Origin of the sequence: Variovorax sp. E3 (assembly GCF_016082275.1) — a bacterium.
GTDB lineage: Bacteria > Pseudomonadota > Gammaproteobacteria > Burkholderiales > Burkholderiaceae_C > Variovorax.
Map to the genome: position 1 here is coordinate 15,679 of NZ_MOWM01000043.1, position 17,314 is coordinate 32,992.

15 protein-coding genes and 1 pseudogene are annotated in these 17,314 nt (G+C 64.1%); 7 read left to right on the top strand and 9 right to left on the bottom strand.

Annotation, left to right across the window (positions count from 1 at the left end):
• Positions 1-117: 117 nt before the first annotated feature.
• Positions 118-642, top strand: coding sequence for a tripartite tricarboxylate transporter TctB family protein (locus BMG07_RS16875; RefSeq protein ID WP_198085545.1), 525 nt, complete (start codon positions 118-120; stop codon positions 640-642).
• Positions 643-646: 4 nt separating this feature from the next.
• Positions 647-2,221, top strand: coding sequence for a tripartite tricarboxylate transporter permease (locus BMG07_RS16880; protein ID WP_198085546.1), 1,575 nt, complete (start codon positions 647-649; stop codon positions 2,219-2,221).
• Positions 2,222-2,391: 170 nt separating this feature from the next.
• Here BMG07_RS16880 and BMG07_RS16885 read toward each other — a convergent pair whose 3' ends face one another.
• From BMG07_RS16885 to BMG07_RS16920, 8 genes and pseudogenes are all read right to left on the bottom strand, one after another.
• The gene (locus tag BMG07_RS16885) at positions 2,392-2,943 is read right to left on the bottom strand and encodes a hypothetical protein (protein ID WP_198085547.1); all 552 of its coding nucleotides are present in this window, start codon (positions 2,941-2,943) and stop codon (positions 2,392-2,394) included.
• A gap of 1 nt (position 2,944) precedes the next feature.
• Positions 2,945-4,672, bottom strand: a complete 1,728-nt coding sequence (locus BMG07_RS16890; protein WP_307866991.1) for a LysM peptidoglycan-binding domain-containing protein — start codon at positions 4,670-4,672, stop codon at positions 2,945-2,947.
• Positions 4,673-4,788: 116 nt separating this feature from the next.
• Positions 4,789-7,611: a type VI secretion system tip protein TssI/VgrG gene (locus BMG07_RS16895; protein ID WP_307866992.1), complete on the bottom strand. Its 2,823-nt coding sequence runs from the start codon at positions 7,609-7,611 to the stop codon at positions 4,789-4,791.
• Between the two features lie 195 nt (positions 7,612-7,806).
• Positions 7,807-8,223, bottom strand: a complete 417-nt coding sequence (locus tag BMG07_RS16900; RefSeq protein ID WP_198085548.1) for a hypothetical protein — start codon at positions 8,221-8,223, stop codon at positions 7,807-7,809.
• A gap of 56 nt (positions 8,224-8,279) precedes the next feature.
• Positions 8,280-9,203: a pirin family protein gene (locus BMG07_RS16905; protein ID WP_198085549.1), complete on the bottom strand. Its 924-nt coding sequence runs from the start codon at positions 9,201-9,203 to the stop codon at positions 8,280-8,282.
• Between the two features lie 38 nt (positions 9,204-9,241).
• A pseudogene (locus BMG07_RS16910) lies at positions 9,242-9,792 on the bottom strand (flavodoxin family protein).
• 71 nt (positions 9,793-9,863) lie between these two features.
• Positions 9,864-10,265 (bottom strand): DoxX family protein, encoded by a 402-nt coding sequence (locus BMG07_RS16915; protein WP_198085550.1) that lies wholly within the window; start codon positions 10,263-10,265, stop codon positions 9,864-9,866.
• A 79-nt stretch (positions 10,266-10,344) separates the two neighbouring features.
• On the bottom strand, positions 10,345-11,046 hold the full coding sequence (locus BMG07_RS16920; protein ID WP_198085551.1) for a pirin family protein: 702 nt from the start codon (positions 11,044-11,046) through the stop codon (positions 10,345-10,347).
• Between the two features lie 169 nt (positions 11,047-11,215).
• Here BMG07_RS16920 and BMG07_RS16925 point away from each other — a divergent pair, with 169 nt between their 5' ends.
• From BMG07_RS16925 to BMG07_RS16945, 5 genes are all read left to right on the top strand, one after another.
• Positions 11,216-12,169 carry a LysR family transcriptional regulator gene (locus BMG07_RS16925; RefSeq protein WP_198085552.1) on the top strand — a complete coding sequence of 318 codons (954 nt, stop codon included), beginning with the start codon at positions 11,216-11,218 and terminating at the stop codon, positions 12,167-12,169.
• 119 nt (positions 12,170-12,288) lie between these two features.
• Positions 12,289-13,389, top strand: a complete 1,101-nt coding sequence (locus tag BMG07_RS16930; RefSeq protein ID WP_198085553.1) for an NAD(P)/FAD-dependent oxidoreductase — start codon at positions 12,289-12,291, stop codon at positions 13,387-13,389.
• Positions 13,390-13,396: 7 nt separating this feature from the next.
• Complete coding sequence (gene gluQRS / locus BMG07_RS16935) at positions 13,397-14,359, top strand: tRNA glutamyl-Q(34) synthetase GluQRS (protein WP_198085554.1); 963 nt, start codon at positions 13,397-13,399, stop codon at positions 14,357-14,359.
• On the top strand, positions 14,356-15,108 hold the full coding sequence (trmB, locus tag BMG07_RS16940) for a tRNA (guanosine(46)-N7)-methyltransferase TrmB (RefSeq protein ID WP_198085555.1): 753 nt from the start codon (positions 14,356-14,358) through the stop codon (positions 15,106-15,108). Before gluQRS ends, trmB begins: the two co-directional genes overlap by 4 nt.
• A gap of 85 nt (positions 15,109-15,193) precedes the next feature.
• On the top strand, positions 15,194-16,384 hold the full coding sequence (locus BMG07_RS16945) for an ABC transporter substrate-binding protein (RefSeq protein ID WP_198085556.1): 1,191 nt from the start codon (positions 15,194-15,196) through the stop codon (positions 16,382-16,384).
• A 29-nt stretch (positions 16,385-16,413) separates the two neighbouring features.
• Here the strand turns inward: BMG07_RS16945 and BMG07_RS16950 are convergent, their stop codons facing one another.
• Positions 16,414-17,292, bottom strand: coding sequence for a LysR family transcriptional regulator (locus tag BMG07_RS16950; RefSeq protein WP_198085557.1), 879 nt, complete (start codon positions 17,290-17,292; stop codon positions 16,414-16,416).
• Positions 17,293-17,314 lie beyond the last annotated feature (22 nt).

Genomic DNA, 17,314 nt, shown 5'->3' on the forward strand with positions numbered 1-17,314 from the left:
TACGCCGGTACGTGATTACACGTATTTTGAGGGTCCGCAGGTCGTTTGCGCCCTGTCCGAAAGGCGATTGAAAGCCTCGATTTCTAGACTGCGCTCCTTCCAAATCGAAGGAGACTTATGCAGCACCAGCTCGGTGAAGATCCGGCCTCGCACGCGCCCCGGCCCGCTTCAAAATTCAAAAAAGACTACTACGGCGGCGCCCTGCTGATCGTCATCGGACTGGCCGCGGTGTATGCCGGCATCGGCTACCGCGTGGGCGAACTCGCGCACATGGGGCCGGGCTTCTTCCCGGTCGCGCTCGGTGCGTTGCTGGCCCTCACCGGCCTGCTCATCGCCGTGTCCGCGCGCGGTGACAAACCCGAGTCGGCCGAAGAGGCCGTGTCGCACGGCCACCCGGGCGGCATGCCCGACATCCGCGGCGGCGTCTGCATCATCCTCGGCATCCTGGCGTTCCTGCTGTTCGGCGAGTACGGCGGCCTGCTGCCGGCCACCTTCGCCATCGTGTTCATCTCGGCGCTCGGCGACCGCGACAACACGCTGACCGAAGCGCTGCTGCTGTCGCTGGCGATGTCGTTCATCGCGGTGGTCGTTTTCTGGTGGGCGCTCAAGCTGCAGCTCCCCCTGTTCCAGTGGGGAGGCTGAGATCATGATCGGACAATCGCTACACGACCTGTGGTTCGGCTTCGGCGTGGCCTTCCAGGGCTCGAACCTGTTGTGGTCCTTCTTCGGCGTGCTGGTGGGCAACCTGATCGGCGTGCTGCCGGGCATGGGCGCGCTGCAGGCCATCTCGATCCTGCTGCCGCTCACCTACGTGATGCACCCGGTGCCCGCCATCCTGATGCTGGCCGGCATCTTCTACGGCTCGCAGTACGGCGGTGCCATCGGCGCCATCCTGATGAACATGCCGTCCCACCCGCCGCATGCGGTCACCTGTCTGGACGGGTACCCCATGACCAAGCAGGGCAAGGGGGGCGTCGCGCTCGGGGTGACGATGATCGCCTCGTTCTTCGCGGCGTCCGTCGGCATCATCGTGATGATCTTTGCCTCGCCCCTGCTGGTGCAGATCGCGTTCAAGTTCGGCCCAACCGAAATCTTCTCGATCATGCTGCTGGGCTTGCTGGCCGGCTCCACCATGTCGCGCGGCTCGCCGCTCAAGGGCGTGGCCATGACGCTGTTCGGCCTGCTGTGCGGCGTGGTCGGCACCGACGTGAACAGCGGCAGCTTCCGCTTCGCGTTCGGCCTGCCTGAACTGAGCGACGGCCTGGAGCTGGTGGCCATCTCGATGGGCCTGTTCGGCGTGGCCGACTTCCTGCTCAACGTGAACCGCATGAAGACCATCGGCGACACCGGCACGCTCAAGCTCAGCGACATGCGTCCGAGCAAGGAAGAGCTCAAGCGCGCCTTCCCCGCCATGATCCGCGGCACGCTGGTGGGCACCGTGTTCGGCGCCATGCCCGGCACCGGCCCTACCATCACGACCTTCATCGCCTACGCGCTGGAGCGCAAGGTGTCGAAGACGCCGAACAAGTTCGGCACCGGCATGATCGAAGGCGTGGCCGGCCCCGAGGCCTCGGCCCACTCGAAGACGCAGGTCGACTTCATTCCGACGATGAGCCTGGGCATTCCGGGCGACGCGGTGATGGCGCTGATTCTGGGTGCGCTGCTGATCCAGGGCATCCAGCCCGGCCCGCAGCTCATCACCGAGCATCCGGACATCTTCTGGGGCCTGATCGCCTCGTTCTGGATCGGCAACGTGATCCTGGTGGTGCTGAACGTGCCGCTGATCGGCGTGTGGGTGAAGCTGCTGAAAGTGCCCTACAAGTACCTGTTCCCGGCCGCGATGTTCTTCATTGCGACCGGCGTGTACAGCACGCAGAACAGCCTGTTCCAGATCTGGGAAGTGCTGGTGTTCGGCATCGTCGGCGCGCTGCTGATGACGCTGGAGTTCTCGGTCGCGCCGATTCTGCTGGGCTTCGTGCTCGGGCCGATGGTGGAAGAAAACTTCCGCCGCGCGCTGCTGCTGTCGCGCGGCGACATGACGGTGTTCGTGACGCGCCCGATCAGCGGCACCTTCATCGGCCTGTGCGCGCTGCTGCTGGCTGGCGTGTGCTTCTCGGCATGGCGCGGCCGCGCGGGGCGCAAGGCGATGGTGGAACTGCCGAATGCGCCGGAGGGGACGCCGCCCGCGGAGGCTGTTTCGATGGGTGGTGGCGGGAAGTAAAGAACCCTGTTCGCCCGCCTTAACGAAAGGAAATCCCGCCGATCGGCCTGTGTAGACAGTCCGCCGGTTGCCTGGATTGAGATGCCCCGCACAGCGGGGCATTTTCGTTTGAGGCGGGCGAAGAAGCCTCGATGCGATTCATGGCGTCATGAGCGTCCAGCATCGAATGCTCACGGGGGTCTCGTGATCGGTGGCAAGAGTGCACAAAATGCGGCCTCGATATCTGCCGCCTCGGGCAGAGAGTGATCCAGCGCCAATGCAATGGTTTCGATTCTTCTGCTCCCAGTAGTCAAGCTCATCATTCGCGCATTACCCGCTCTTACATAAACGATGATTCCGTCTAGGCCCGAAGCATTCTTCAGTTCACTATCCCTGTAATTTTTCAAAAAAGAATTTAGGCGTTGCCTCTGCAGAATGTCCTTTTTCACAAAAACATCGTCAACCAGTTTTCCATCAATAGCAGCAGGCCGTCTTCTCATGTACAACATCGGACTCCTTAACCACGAGCCGTCACAATCGGTTGTTTCTTTGCCGGCAAAATCTCTCAATATCTTATCCACTCGCTCCTTATCAGGCGACTGATCTAAATTCATCCAAACAACATATGGCCCATTTTGTGCCCCGGCCCAAACCACAGGCAGAAGAAAAAACATCAAAAAAATACCTAACATCACCTCACAGAAGCCGGCCTTATTTTTCAAGTTACGACAAGAAGAGTTCATTTTACGTAATTTTAGGGGAATTTTCTCCGTCGATTTTCACACCTTCAATTCCCATCTCCTTATTTAGCTTGACAACATTCATTTCCTCCAACCCCGGATCCAAAAGATCTTTTTTCGCCTGCTCATAATATGAAATCGGAACGAAAAACTTCAAATACTTTGGTCGACCCTTGATTTTTTTCACCACTCCGTTTTTCTGCCTCTCCTCATGTGGCTCGACAGCCTCAATTCTGAAATTAGAAAAATTAATCTGATCTCCTTGATTTCCACCTAGCAGTATTAAATATTTAGATCCGCTTTTTGCGTAAACAAATCCAACGTGACTGCCATGCTTGCTCTTGATGTGATGGACAACGGCAATGGCGCCGTATATTGGACCCTCCAATTCGGCGTACAGAGGGTTCCTCACTTTCAATTGCTCATCCATCTCATAGAATCCGTGCGCGCGCCCCAATGTTGCCTTGCGATCCGCATAACCCGAGTTTTCAATTGGATAGTTTGCCTTCGACAAGCACCAGTTCGCAAAGGCAGCACACCAGGCGCTGTCTGACATGGACTTCGCTCCATCGCCAATCGCGGTGTGATAGTTCATATCTTTTTCTATTAATTTTTCATCTTTTCCACGCCTGAGCTTTGCCTCAGCAATGGCGATAGGCATCCAAGGAGCGCGACCAGGAAGAGGATTTATAAGGGCTAGAACCTTGCCAGCGCCCTCCTTGGATCGCTCAGGGACTGATGGTTCTCCATTCGATGGAATGGAAGGTGTTGGCGGTGGAGCTACTCGGCGTGACTGCTTTTTTAGGACTGGTGCCGCATTCGCTGTGACAGTCTTTGAGGGTGCGATTGCTGGAGCGGTTTGCGCATCGCTCGATTTTTCTTCCCCGCTCCCGTTGACCAGCAGCACCTCGCCTGGGTAGATCTTGTCGCTGCTCAGGTTGTTGGCGCCTTTGATAGCAGTTACGTTGGTCTGATGCAGACGTGCAATCTTCCCCAAACTGTCTCCAGGTTGCACGACATAGTGTGTCGAGTTCTTTGCTCTCGAGCCGGCGCTATTTATCTTTTCAGATCCCGCTACACCCCTCCATTTTCTGAATTTCGCTAGGAGGTTGAAATCTTTGCCCACTCCGCCTTGAATCGTCCCGATCTTCGCGGCTTGCTTGGTCTTCGAATCGACCACTTTGACATGCACAGGGGTTTTGTCTGCAGGATGAATCACGGGAGGAAGGCGTCCTGTACTGTCAGATTTGACCCTCTCTTCCTTCCCGGCCTTTTGCAGAATTACTTCCACCTCCGGTAGTGGCAAACTTCCATTTGTCGCATTGATCGTGCTCACAACCGCCCAAGTCTCCTTGCGGGTTTCCTTTTTCGCGTGATAACCCTCGATCTCGGAGATCCCGTCCATGATCTTCTCCAGTTCCGCGTTGCTGCAGTCTTTGATTTTCTTCTCGGCTGAAATTCCGGTTATCTTCAAAAGGTCGTTGATGTACTTTTGTGTGTTGTTTTCGTGCTTGGGGGCATAGCCGGGAACAACCTCCGGAATGGTTTTCGCCCCGTGCATTCGTTTCAAGTTAGCCTTCAGCTCGTCTCGTCCCGCCTGTTCATTAGGAAAAATAAGAAACGTTCTTCCAGATTTTGTTTTCGCGAACCCGACATATCCTTTGGCATTCTTGGGAGCAGGTACGCCGCCGACGATCAAGCTGTCAGATCCCCGGGATTGTTGATTCGCCACGGTAACGTTCCTCCATGTCGGAACAAATGCCTGCCGTCGTCGCAAATAAATTCAGCGACTTCAATGTTCGCGTGATATGTAGCCGAAATCAGTTTGGGCATGATCGCTCCTGTCGGTTATGCGAGTTCGGCCAAGTGCGCTTGAACTGCGGACTCCGAGCAAAAATGATTTGCGCAGAGATCATTGCCGGGTCGCGCGTACCTTGAGTTTTCGAGGCTTGAAGCGTCGTCGTCCATAGGGTCGCCATCAGACCCGTCGATTTCTGCCGTTGAAGCATCGGCCCCACCGAACGCCGCATGAGACGTCGGGGCAGATGCCCACGCCCACGTCTCCTCTCCCACGATCAGCGTGGCTTCGTCCGGCGTTTCGAAAGTGATTCTTGGCAAACGCCCGCTGACCGGGATGGTTCCTTCGGCTCTGACGCTTCCTTGTTCGTCCAGAATCCTGTAAGGCAACCCGACCATTCCGGTGTGCTTGAAGAGCTCATCGCTGCCAAGCGCGGCGAAACGGACGCTGTAGGTGTCGTCGTGGCTGACGCCCTCCATACGAAGAAGCTTTGCCATGTTCATCGGCCCTGCCAGGCTGTGCGACGCCGCGTGCTCGCGCCACAAACCATTGGTTCCGTGAGATATGCCGGCGGCGCTCCATCGGGTGAAGCTGCTCCCCCCGTTGATCAGGATCTCTTCCTTCGCTGTGATGCTGATCTTGTTGGCCTCCAGCTTGATGTCGAGCTTGGCCATGAGGTTGATGCTGTCCTGCAGTGCAACGATGTCGATGCCCGCCGTGGCAGCCGTCAGGCGAATGGCCTTGTAGGCAAACAAGCGCACCGCTTCCTTGACGCTGGCCAGAAAACTCCTGCCGGCGCTCACGCTGGTGTGCCCGCCGCTGCTCAAGGCGGTGTGCGTGATGCTTGCAATGTGCGTGGCAGCACCCGCGGTACTGTGGACACCCGCCGAGCTGGCCAGCACCAGGTGAGGCTCGCTGAGTTCAGGAAACGCGCCGGCTTGCCCACCGCCGCTCGTGCCCTTGATGGCCTCGTTCTGATCCTTGAGCGCTTGCGTGACCGCATCCTGATCATCGGGCTCATGTGCTTTGGCCTCCTGGGCTGTCTGGCTCAATCGCTCGTGCAGATCGCGTGCGGCGGTCAGGCGCGCGATGGTCTCTCCCAGGTCGGTGATGTGGGCCTGCGCGTTGAGCCTTGCCTCCGTGGTAAGCAGTAAACCCTTCGCGGCGCGAATGGCACCGTGGCCATCCGTTCGCAGTTCGACGCCCTGCCCCCGATCATCCTTTCTGCCCGCGGTATCCTCGATGCGACCAACGTGCCCAAGGCTCAAACTGCTGCTCTGGTGATCGCTCTTGAGCTGCACCTGAATCTTGCCGGGATGGTCGTCGAGCGCGAGGTGGTTGCTCCTTCTCCCCAAGCCACTGCCGTCCGAGCTCAACTCGCGGCTGCGAAACCCCGACAGATTCTTCTGGTCGGGCAACTGCCTCGGCGGCATGTTCAACCGGTTATAGACCCGACCGGTGACGATGGGGCGGTCAGGGTCGCCGCTCTCGAAATCGACGATCACCTCCTGTCCGATGCGGGGGATGTGCATTCCCCCGAAATTGGTGCCGGCCCACGGGGATGAAACGCGAATCCAGCACGACGCGTTCTCGTCCTTCGTGCAGTAGCGGTTCCAATGAAAACTGACCTTGATACGACCGTACTCATCCGTCCAGATTTCCTGCCCGCTGGGGCCTGTGACTATCGCCGTCTGCGGGCCCGTCGTGCTTGGCTTGGGCTGGGTCTGCGCAGAGCGAAAGATCTTGTTGGCGGGCTGAACCTCGAAGTCTGTGCGGCAAACGTAGTCTTGCTGGCCGCTGGCATGCGCGCTTTCGTGCAAACGCAAAGTGCTGGAGATGATCAGGTACTCGAGGTTCGCAATGTCCTGCGGGTAGTTGACCAACGAGAAAGTGCACCCCGTCACCACCGCGCGCAGATTGCCGCTGCCCTGTCCGCGGCTGCCAGGCGCGCCAACGGCTTCCATGCGCGTCCGCGCCAGATCCCGCCCCTCGTCCGGATCGCTGAAATCACCCGGCCATTTGTAGAGCTCCTGTGCGCTGTTGCCCGTGTTGCGCGGCATCCTGGAAATCTGCCGAAGCCTCGCACGCGGCTTGGTGAAGTCGAAGTCGTCGGTGACCCATTGACCCGACGCCAGGTTCTCGATACTGCTGAAGTTGTCGCAGTACTCTTCGTCGATCTTGTGCCCAGGTGGGTAGTAGCTGATGGTGCGGTAGGCCTCGCTCCAAAACGCCCGATGGGCTCCGACGTCGTCCACGAGAACGAGTCGATGCACACCGTCCTTGTGCTCGAAGAAATAGTAGATGCCGAACTCTTGCATCAGCCGCGTGATGAACTCGAAGTCCGTCTCTCCATACTGGACTTGGAACACCCGCTGGGGATAGCGATGCGTAACCCGCTTTTCTGTCGGAAAGCTGTAGTCAGCCAGCACCTCTTCGATGATCTCCAGCGGCGTCTTGTTCTGGAAGATCCTGTAGTCGCTGGTGTATGTGGCCAAGACGAGCCAGGGGCGCAGAACGACTTCATAGATGCCTCGCCGGTTCTCGTGCTGTACGAATCGCGCGCCGGTCACGAGCCCGTTGATCTCGCGTGTGCCTGCACCCATGCGCGCCGAAATGCCGAAGCCCTTGCCGTCGAGTTCGATGCAGATGCTGAACTCCTTGCCGATCAACTGCTTGACCGCAACATTGGCTGTCACGTGCTCGGTGAGCATCGGGCTGTCGGGCGTTTGAAGCCGAACGGTGTATTCGAAGAGTTGCCCCAACGCTTCAGTGCCGTCGAGCGATTTGAACTCCAGCGCAGGGCGGCCCAGCAGGGTCGGCATGTCGGCGCTGTCGACGGAAATGGTTCGTGAAGCGGCAAAGATGGAAGACACGCATTGGACCTTGACGAGTGACCGTTTCAAAAGTTTGAGGCATGCGAGCCCGGCAGCATTGCAAACTATGGTTGCCTGCGATCAGGCAGCGGACAAACCCCGTCAGAGTGCGAAGTAATTTGCAGAGCCCGCGATGAAGAAAGCCCATCAGGCCAACGCCTGATGGGCTTTCTTCATGGATTCAACGCCCGTTTTTTACTTGAGCTTCAACGCAAACGGCAACATGCGCTCGCCGTCTTCATCGGTAAACACCACGGCCGGCGTCAATCCGACATAGCGGCCGCCCTCGTGCGGCCTGGCCTCCACGAGCTGAAGTCCCACGAGCTTGCCGGACTTCACGTAGCGGGTCTCGATGTAGATCCCCGTCTGCCCCTGCTTGTTGATCGGAAGCTGCGACACGGCGGCGTAGTTGCCGTCCTTCAGAAGCTGCGTCAGCTGGTCCTTCAGATGAAAGTCGTACCAGGCCTGCTCGTAGACCATCGACTCGCCGGTCTGCACATGCTTGAGCATGACGACCAGCTTGCGCTTGAAGAGCTTCAGCTCTTCCATGAGGAATTGGAAGATGTCGCCGTATTCGCCTGGGGCGATCTCGGGTGTCCGCAAAACTGCCATGGGTGCCGCTGCCTTTCCGGGTTGGTGCGTCGGTTGGAAGACTGCGGACTTTAGCGTCAGACCGGCGTGCTGCCCGTGTCGGGCTCGCGCACGCCGAAGGGTTTGCCCGGCAGCGGAATGAACTCGGTTTCCCCGGGCACGTGGCCCATGCGTTGCGCCGCCCAGTCGGCACCGGCCTCGAGGATGCGCTCGCGCCGGCTGGAGACGAAGTTCCAGGTGATGTAGCGTGGGCCGTCCACCGGCTCGCCGCCGATCACCATCAGGCGCGCGGCGGCGCTGGCGGTCAGCACGGCGCCCTGCCCTTCGGGCAGCACGGCCATGGTGTACGCGGGCACGGCTTCGCCGTCGACGCTCACGTCGGCATCGACCGCGTACACGGCCAGTTCCGGCGCCAGCGCGGGCAATTCAAAGCGGCCGCCGGCCGGCAGCGCGATGTCGAGGTACACCGTTTGCGACAGCGTCCTGACCGGCGAGCGCACGCCGAAGGCCTCGCCCACCAGCACGCGCACGTTGGCGCCCTGCTCCACGCATTCGGGAATCGCCTCGGCCGGCGTGTGCTCGAAGCTGGGGTCGATCTCTTCATGGGCCTGCGGCAGCGCGGCCCACAGCTGCAGGCCGTGGTTCTCGTAGGTGTCGGCCTTGAGGCGATCGGGCTTGCGCTCGGAGTGCACGATGCCGCGCCCCGCGGTCATCCAGTTGATGGCGCCGGGCAGGATCTCCTGCACGCTGCCGAGGCTGTCGCGATGCATCATCGCGCCCTTGAAGAGATAGGTGACCGTCGACAGGCCGATGTGCGGATGCGGCCGCACGTCGTGCTCGGTGCCGGGCTCTTCGGTGGCGGGGCCGAAATGGTCGAAGAACACGAAGGGGCCGACCGAGCGGCGCTGCGCCGCGGGCAGCAGTCGGCGCACCTTGAAGCCACCGCCCAGGTCCTTGTCGTGCGGCCGGAGCAGTTGGGTCTGGGGGATGGTGTCGGTCATCGTGTTCTCCGTGGGGTCGGTCTTGTCTGAAAAGCGATTTACCCGCGTGATCTTGCCACCGCGCCGATGCGCTCGCCGAATGCGCGGGCGGTGTCGAAATCGCCCTTGGGCATTTCGGCGGGGCTGGCATCGGAAGGCGATTGCGTCAACAGGCCGCCGTAGCCGCCCACGTAGTTCATGGAGTCGCGCGTGGCCGCCTTGTTGTTGGCCGGCAGGATGCCCATGCTGACCCAGATGCCGCTGTGCTGCATGGCCAGCGTCCACAGGTAGGTCATGGTCGTGACCTTGTCGCCGTTCATGGTGGCGCTGTTGGTGAAGCCGGCAAAGAGCTTGTCTTTCCAGCCCTGCGTGTACCAGACCTTCGACGATGCATCGGCGAATTTCTTGAACTGCCAGCTCACGCCGCCCATGTAGGTGGGCGAGCCGAAGATGATCGCGTCGGCCGCGGCCAGCAGCTCCCAGCCGCCTTCGGGCAGGTTGCCGTCGGCATCGATGGCGAGCAATTGCGCCTGCGCGCCGTCGGCCACGCTTGCGCCACGCGTTGGGTATGGCCGTAGCCGGAATGGAAGACGACGACTGTGTTTGCCATGGGATGGTTCTCCGGGAATCGAGGGTGGGTGTTCGGGGCCGTGCCAGCGGCACCGGGGAAACAAGAGGAGCTTACTTTTTATCGATGCTGAAGCGACCCGCGCCGAAGGCAGCGAAAGACAGCAGGCCGCCCGCGATGGCCATGTTCTTGAAGAACTGGATGTTCTGCGTCGCGTCGGCCCAGAACTTGTGGAAGAACAGTGCGGTCGCGACCGTGAAGATCGCCATCACGAGGGCCACCCAGCGCGTCTTGAAGCCGAGCAGCAGCGCGATGCCAAAGCCGAGTTCGATGACGATGGCGATCACCGCCGCGACTTCGGGCAGCGGCAGGCCCGCCTTGGTGATGTAGCCGACGGTGCCTGCAAAGCCCATGAGCTTGCCGAAGCCGGCCGGAATGAACAGCGTGGCGATCAGCAGGCGGCCGATCAGGGTTTGCACGTCCTGCGAAGCGTTGGGGGTTGTGGTGGTTGCCATGATGGAAAAACTCCTCGGTTGTTGAAATTGAAAAACGCAAAAGAAAAAGCCGGGCAGCACGTGCCCGGCGGGGGAAACATCAAGCGGCCAGGTCGAACACCAGCACTTCGGCGTCCTTGCCGGCGCCCAGCGTCAGTTGCGACTCGCCCTCGAGCATCGCGGCGTCACCGCCCACGAGCTTCTGGCCGTTCACTTCGAGCTCGCCGCGCACCAGGTGCACGTAGCTCTTGCGCGCCGGGTCCAGCGACAGGCTGGCCTTCTCTTCGCCGTCGAGCAGGCCGGCGTACAGGCGCGCATCGGCGTGCACCGTGACTGACCCGTCGCTGCCGTCGGGCGAGGCCACGAGGCGCAGCTTGCCGCGCTTCTCGGCGTCGCTGAACTGCTTCTGCTCGTAGCCGGGCTCGATGCCGCGCACGTTCGGCATGATCCAGATCTGCAGGAAGTGCGTGGTCTCGTCGGCCTTGTGGTTGAACTCGCTGTGCATCACGCCGCGCCCCGCGCTCATGCGTTGCACGTCGCCGGGCGGAATGCTTTCCACGTTGCCCATGCTGTCCTTGTGCGCCAGTTCGCCCGACAGCACGTAGCTGATGATCTCCATGTCCTTGTGGCCGTGGGTGCCGAAACCGGCGCCCGCCGCCACGCGGTCTTCGTTGATCACGCGCAGGTTGCCGAAGCCCATGTGGGCCTCGTCGTAGTAACCGGCGAACGAGAAACTGTGGAACGAGCGCAGCCAGCCATGGTCGGCATAACCGCGTTCCTGTGATTTACGGACTTGCAACATCGTCGAACTCCTTTTGGCCCTGCCTGCCCCTCGGGGAGGCCCGGGCCTTCTTCGTATGCCGCGCCGGATGCGCAGCGGATGTAGAGAACTTTAGGGCGGCACCCCCTTCGGAAAGACGCTGCGTTTTGATGGCACCATTCAAATAATTTGATCAATCAATGGAGCCGCCATGCCCGGTGCCCGCGACGTACTGACCCCCGACGCCCTTTCGATGCTCCAGACCGTGGCCAGCACCGGCAGCTTTGCCGCCGCCGCCCGCGCGCTCGACCTCGTACCCAGCGCGCTGAGCTACCGCGTGCGCCAGATCGAGGACGCGCTCGACGTGCTGCTGTTCGACCGCAGCGCAAGACAAGCGCGACTCACCGAGGCCGGCGCCGAGCTTCTGCGCGAGGCCGACCGCCTGCTGGGCGAAATCGACGCGGTGGCCAACCGCGTCAAGCGCGTGGCCACCGGCTGGGAGCCGATGCTGACCATCGCGGTCGACAGCGTGATCGCGCGCGACCCGCTGCTCGACCTGGCCACCGCCTTCTTCGCGCTGGAGCCGCCCACGCGGCTGAAGCTGCGCGACGAGACGCTGCTGGGCACCATCGAGGCGCTGACCAGCGGCGAGGCCGACCTGGCCGTCGGCGCGGTGCTCGACGCGGCGAGCCTGGCCTTCACGGCCACGGGCATTCGCAGCCGGCCGATCGGCGAGCTGCGCTTCGTGTATGCGGTGGCGCCGCACCATCCGCTGGCGCGCATGCCCGAGCCGCTGACCGACGACGTGATGCGCCCGTACCGCGCGGTGGCCGCCGCCGACTCGGCGCGCCACGGCGCCCCCATGACGGTCAACCTCATGGGCGGGCAGGACGTGCTCACGGTGCCGAGCATGCAGGCCAAGATCGCGGCGCAGTTGCACGGGCTGGGCGGCGGCTTCCTGCCCGAGCCGATGGCGCGGCCGTACATCGAGGCCGGGCACCTGGTCGAGCTGAAGACGGAACGCAGGCCGCCGCTGGGCACGCTGCACTGCGCATGGCGCGTGCGCACCGCGGGCAAGCCGGGGCGCGCGCTCGAATGGTGGCTCGCTCAGTTCGAGCACGAGGCCACGCGGCGGGCATTGATCGAGCGCCATCGCGGTCGATAAGCATGACCGGGATTTCGCACCATGGCGCTAAGGGTGTGCCCTCAGGCGAAGCCCCTGCCGGACCGATGTAGAGTGCAGACACATCCAACCGTATTTCCTCCAGAAGAAAAGAGTCCGTCATGACCACTCGCGCCACTGCAAAGGCAAAGGCAAAGGCCAAGCCCGCCGACCGCCACCGAACCCCGGCCGCCCCGCGCCACTACGCCGTCGTCGGCGCAGGCATTGCCGGGGTGGCTTCCGCCCGAACGCTGGCGCAGGCCGGCCACCAGGTCACGCTGTTCGAGCGCCAGGCCACGGCCGGCGGCCGCATGGCCAGCGTCGACACCGCCTTCGGCCGCTTCGACAGCGGCGCCCAATACTTCACCGTGCGCGACCCGCGCTTTGCGCTGGCCCTTGAAAACACACCCGGCGTGTGCAAGCGCTGGAGCGCCAACCTCGTGCGCGTGCTCGACGCCCACGGCCGCGTGGCCGAGGCCGCCCTGCCCTCGCTCGAATCGCACTGGGTGGCACAGCCCGGCATGGACGCGCTGGTGGCCCACTGGGCCAAGCCGCTGGGCGACAGCCTCGTCACCGGCACGCAGGTCACGCAGATCGAACCCGACGCACTCGACGCCAAGCGCTGGCAGCTGCGCACCGCAGGCGCCGACGACTCCCAACACGTGTATTCCGGCTTCGACGCCGTGCTGCTCGCCGTGCCGCCTTCGCGCACGCGCGCCCTGCTGGACGGCGGCAAGCTGTCGGCCAAGCTCAGCGCCAAGGTCGAGCCCGTGCGCATCGCGCCCTGCTGGACGCTGATGATCGCCTTCCCCCAGGCCAACCAGCCCACCATGTCGCACCTCGGCCCGCAATGGAACGCCGCGCGCAGCACGCACCACCGCGTGGCATGGCTGGCGCGCGAATCGTCCAAGCCCGGCCGTGAACCGGTCGAGCGCTGGACCTTGCAGGCCAGCGCCGCGTGGTCGCAAGAGCACCTGCGCGACACGCCCGCGCGCGTCGAGGCCAAGCTGCTGCGCGCCTTCGCCGAGATCACCGGCATCCACGCCACGCCCGCGCACGCCCAGGCCCTGTGCTGGAGCGAAGCGCAAACGCAGGTGCCGCTGGGCACCACGCACCTCTGGGACGCCAAGGCGCGCATCGGCGTGGCCGGCGACTGGTGCACCGGCCACCGCGTGGAAGACGCGTTTCTTTCAGGCCTGTCGCTCGCGCTCGCCGTCCTCTGATCGGGAGATGAGGGAGACCGGCCGCTTCGCGCCATCGCCCACCGGCCCGCTGCACGCGGGCTCGCTGGTGGCCGCGCTGGCCAGCTGGCTCGACGTGCGCGCCCGGGGGCCCCAGGCGCGCTGGCTGATCCGCATCGAGGACGCCGACACCGAGCGCTGCCTGCCCGGCATGGGCGAACACATCCTGCAGCAGCTCGCCGACTGCGCCATGCGGCCCGACGAGCCCCCCGTGTGGCAGACGCAGCGCACCGCACGCTACGAGGCCGCGCTGGAGCGCCTGAAGGCCCGCGGCCTGGCCTACCCCTGCGGCTGCTCGCGCAAGGACATCCACGAGGCCCTCGTGCGGCTCGGCCAGCACCATGAACGGCACGGCGAGCGGGTCTACCCCGGCACCTGCCGCGACGGGCTGCACGGCAAGCCGGCGCGCGCCTGGCGCTTCGCCACCGAGAAGTTCGAGTCCGACCTGCCGGCCACGCCCGGCGTGCCCTGGGCCGAGGGCCGCGAGACGGGCACCGACAACGCCCTGTGCTTCACCGACCGCCGCCTCGGCCGCCAGTGCCAGAACGTCAGCCGCGAGGTCGGCGACTTCGTGCTGCGCCGCGCCGACGGCCCCTGGGCCTACCAGCTCGCGGTGGTGGTCGACGACGCCGAGCAAGGCGTGAGCGACGTGGTTCGCGGCGAAGACCTGACCGACAACACCGCGCGCCAGATCCTGCTGCAGCGCGCGCTCGGCTTTGCCACGCCCAGCTACCTGCACACGCCGCTGGTGCGCGGCGCCGACGGCGACAAGCTGTCCAAGCAGAACGGCGCCACGGCCATCGACACGGACACGCCCGAAGCCGCCCTGGCCGCGCTGGACAGCGCCGCGCGCGTGCTCGGCCTGCGCCCCGCCACGGCCGCCGATTGCGCGTCCGCGTTGGCCGGCTGGATGCCCGAATGGCGCGCTCTCTACAATTCGCGGCCCTCATGAACATTCCCGACACCGTGCCCAACGACCTCCCGCCCAGCGATGAACCGGCCAGCGACGACGCTGCCAAGCCGCATCCGCTGCACCGCCGCCTCAAGAGCTTCGTGAAGCGCGCGGGGCGCACCACAGACGGCCAGGCACGCGCCTTCGCCGAGTTGGGGCCGCTGTTCCTGGTGCCCTACACCCCCGAGCCGCTCGACCTCACGGCAGCCTTCGGCGGCCGCGTGGCGCCCACGGTGCTCGAGATCGGCTTCGGCATGGGCGAGGCCACCGCGCACATCGCCACGGTGCTGCCCGAGACCAACTTCTTGTGCTGCGAAGTGCACGAGCCCGGCGTGGGCGCGCTGCTCAAGCGCATCGGCGAACAGTCGATCACCAACATCCGCATCTGCGCGCACGACGCGGTCGACGTGCTCGACCACATGCTGCAGCCCGGCACCCTGGCCGGCGTTCACATCTTCTTTCCCGACCCCTGGCACAAGAAGCGGCACAACAAGCGCCGGCTGATCCAGCCCGAGTTCGTGACCAAGCTTGCACGGCACCTGCGCCCCGGCGGCTACATCCACTGCGCCACCGACTGGCAGCCCTACGCCGAGCAGATGCTCGAAGTGCTGGCGGCCGAGCCGCTGCTGCGCAACACGGCCGAGGCCTACGCGCCCAAGCCCGACTACCGCCCGCTCACCAAGTTCGAGAACCGCGGCATCAAGCTGGGCCACGGCGTGTGGGACCTGGTGTTCGAACGCAAGGCCTGAACGGCCCCGCACCTCGGCGTTCCCACGCCTTCCCCCCTGGCCCCGATATTGCTACACTTTTTTACTACTGTTAAAAAGGTGTCACATGAACACATCGCGCAGGGAATGGCTGGGGCAGGCTTGCGGTGCCATGCTCCTGGGAAGCGGCCTCGGCATTGCGTTGCCGGCGGGGGCACAACAGGCCGCGCGTCCGGCGGCCGGTAGCGGCGGCGGCGCGGGCGCGGCCCGTGTCGTGCTGCTGGGCCAATCGGTGCCGCTCACCGGTGGCGCCAGCGAAATCGGCAATGCCTTCGCGGCCGGCAGCCGGCTCGCGGTGAGCGACTTCAACGAACGCAATGCGGCCACCGGCCTGCAGCTCAAGCTGCTGCAGCTGGACGACGGCTACGACGCCGCCCGCGCCACCACCAACGCGCGCACCCTGCTCACCACCCACAAGGCCGACATGCTGTTCGGCTTTGTCGGCACCGCCAGCAGCGAGGCCGGCGCCAACGTGGCCACGCAGCAAGGCAGCCTGCTGTTCGCGCCCTTCGCGGCGTCCGATGCGCTGCGCGGCGCCGACCACCCGAACGTGTTCCATGTGCGCCCCGGCATGATCGACGAGGCCCTGAAGATCGTGCGCCAGTGCGCCACCGTGGGACAGACCCGCATCGCGCTCGTGGGCGACGACGACGCCATGGGCCGCGCCGGCCTGGCCGCCGTGCAGCAGGCGGCTGCCGAACTCAAGCTGCCGCCGCTGGTGGCCACCGCGCTGGTGCCGGCCACCGGCGACAAGCTCGACGCGGCCCTGAAGACGGTGCAGCAGCAGACGCCGCAGGCCATCGTGCTGGTGTCGCTTTCGGGCACCACGGCCAACGCCATCCGCAAGCTGCGCAAGAGCGGCTACACGGGCAATTTCATGGCCTTCTCGATCGTCGGCATCGACCCGCTCTACGCCACGCTGGGCAAGGACATCGGCGGCATCGTGATCTCGCAGGTGGTGCCCTCGCCCCGGCCTTCGGCCATTCCGATCGTCAAGGAGTACCTGGCGGCGGTCGACAACTCCGACCAGACCGCGTCGTACGAAGGGCTCGAGGGCTTCATCGCCGCCAAGGCTGCCGGCGAGGCCGTGCGCCGCGCCGGCCGCGGCTTCAACGCCGCGAGCCTGCAACGCGTGATGACCGGCATGACCGACTACGACGTGGGCGGCTTTCGCATCAACCTGCGCCCGGGCCTGCGCGACAACGTGCGCAGCATCGACCTGATCAGCATTTCCGCCGACGGGCGCGTGCTGCGCTGAGGCACTCCGGGCCTGTTACTCCGGGCCTGTCACTCCGGGCTGTTGAGCAGCAGCTCCGCAAAGCGCTGCCGCACGTACAGCGCCGTCGCGCCCAGCGGCCGGCCCTGCAGCCACAGCATGCGCACCGACAGCCGTGGCAGCGCCAGCGAAGGGCAAGCCACTTCCTGCAGCGCCTTGCGAAAGCCCTCGTAGTGCGCGATGTTGACCGGCAGCACCGCCCATCCCAGGTTGTCGGCCACCATCTCGGCCGTGCTGTAGAAGCTGTCCGAGCGCCACACCTTGGGGCTGTAGGCCACCTCGTGCACGTCGTCGGCGTGCATCAGCAGTTGCCGGTGCCGCACGAGGTCCTTGCGGCGCACCGTGCGGCCGTCGGCCAGCGGATGGTCGCTCGCCACGAACACACCCTGCGGCACGGTGCCGATGTGCCGCTGGTCGAAACACGAACGCACCGGCCCCCGGTCGAAGTGAAAGGCGACGCTGGCGCGCTCCTGCTCGACGTAGTCGGCGACTTCAGTGGCCGTGCCGTTGAGCAGCGTGAGTTCGAGGCTGGGGAATTTCACCGAGATCTCGCGCAGCAGCGTGGCAATGGCCGTGTACGGCAGGGCCTCGTCCAACGCCAGCGACAGCGCGGCCTCGCTGCCCGCGTTCAGCGAGCGGGCGCGCTGGTCGAGCTGCTCGGCCTGGCGCAGCAGCTCGCGCGCCTCGAGCAGCAGCACCTGCCCCGCTTCTGACAACTGCGCGTTGCGGCGCGAGCGGTCGAACAGCGCCACGCCCAGGTCGACCTCGAGCAGGCCGATGGCGGTGCTCACGGCCGACTGCGCCTTGCCCAGATGGCGCGCGGCGGCGGAGAACGACCCGCACTCGGCGGTCGTCACGAACTGGCGCAACTGGTCGACTGTCCATTCCATGTGGCCCATCCGGCAGACCTAT

What these genes read in the sequence shown, in the direction of transcription:
- BMG07_RS16925 (WP_198085552.1), top strand. Translation starts at nt 11,216, where the DNA reads ATGCCCGGTGCCCGCGACGTACTGACCCCCGACGCCCTTTCGATGCTC.
- BMG07_RS16875 (WP_198085545.1), top strand. Translation starts at nt 118, where the DNA reads ATGCAGCACCAGCTCGGTGAAGATCCGGCCTCGCACGCGCCCCGGCCC.
- trmB (WP_198085555.1), top strand. Translation starts at nt 14,356, where the DNA reads ATGAACATTCCCGACACCGTGCCCAACGACCTCCCGCCCAGCGATGAA.
- BMG07_RS16915 (WP_198085550.1), bottom strand. Translation starts at nt 10,265, where the DNA reads ATGGCAACCACCACAACCCCCAACGCTTCGCAGGACGTGCAAACCCTG.
- BMG07_RS16900 (WP_198085548.1), bottom strand. Translation starts at nt 8,223, where the DNA reads ATGGCAGTTTTGCGGACACCCGAGATCGCCCCAGGCGAATACGGCGAC.
- gluQRS (WP_198085554.1), top strand. Translation starts at nt 13,397, where the DNA reads ATGAGGGAGACCGGCCGCTTCGCGCCATCGCCCACCGGCCCGCTGCAC.
- BMG07_RS16950 (WP_198085557.1), bottom strand. Translation starts at nt 17,292, where the DNA reads ATGGAATGGACAGTCGACCAGTTGCGCCAGTTCGTGACGACCGCCGAG.
- BMG07_RS16945 (WP_198085556.1), top strand. Translation starts at nt 15,194, where the DNA reads ATGAACACATCGCGCAGGGAATGGCTGGGGCAGGCTTGCGGTGCCATG.
- BMG07_RS16905 (WP_198085549.1), bottom strand. Translation starts at nt 9,203, where the DNA reads ATGACCGACACCATCCCCCAGACCCAACTGCTCCGGCCGCACGACAAG.
- BMG07_RS16885 (WP_198085547.1), bottom strand. Translation starts at nt 2,943, where the DNA reads ATGAACTCTTCTTGTCGTAACTTGAAAAATAAGGCCGGCTTCTGTGAG.
- BMG07_RS16930 (WP_198085553.1), top strand. Translation starts at nt 12,289, where the DNA reads ATGACCACTCGCGCCACTGCAAAGGCAAAGGCAAAGGCCAAGCCCGCC.
- BMG07_RS16920 (WP_198085551.1), bottom strand. Translation starts at nt 11,046, where the DNA reads ATGTTGCAAGTCCGTAAATCACAGGAACGCGGTTATGCCGACCATGGC.
- BMG07_RS16880 (WP_198085546.1), top strand. Translation starts at nt 647, where the DNA reads ATGATCGGACAATCGCTACACGACCTGTGGTTCGGCTTCGGCGTGGCC.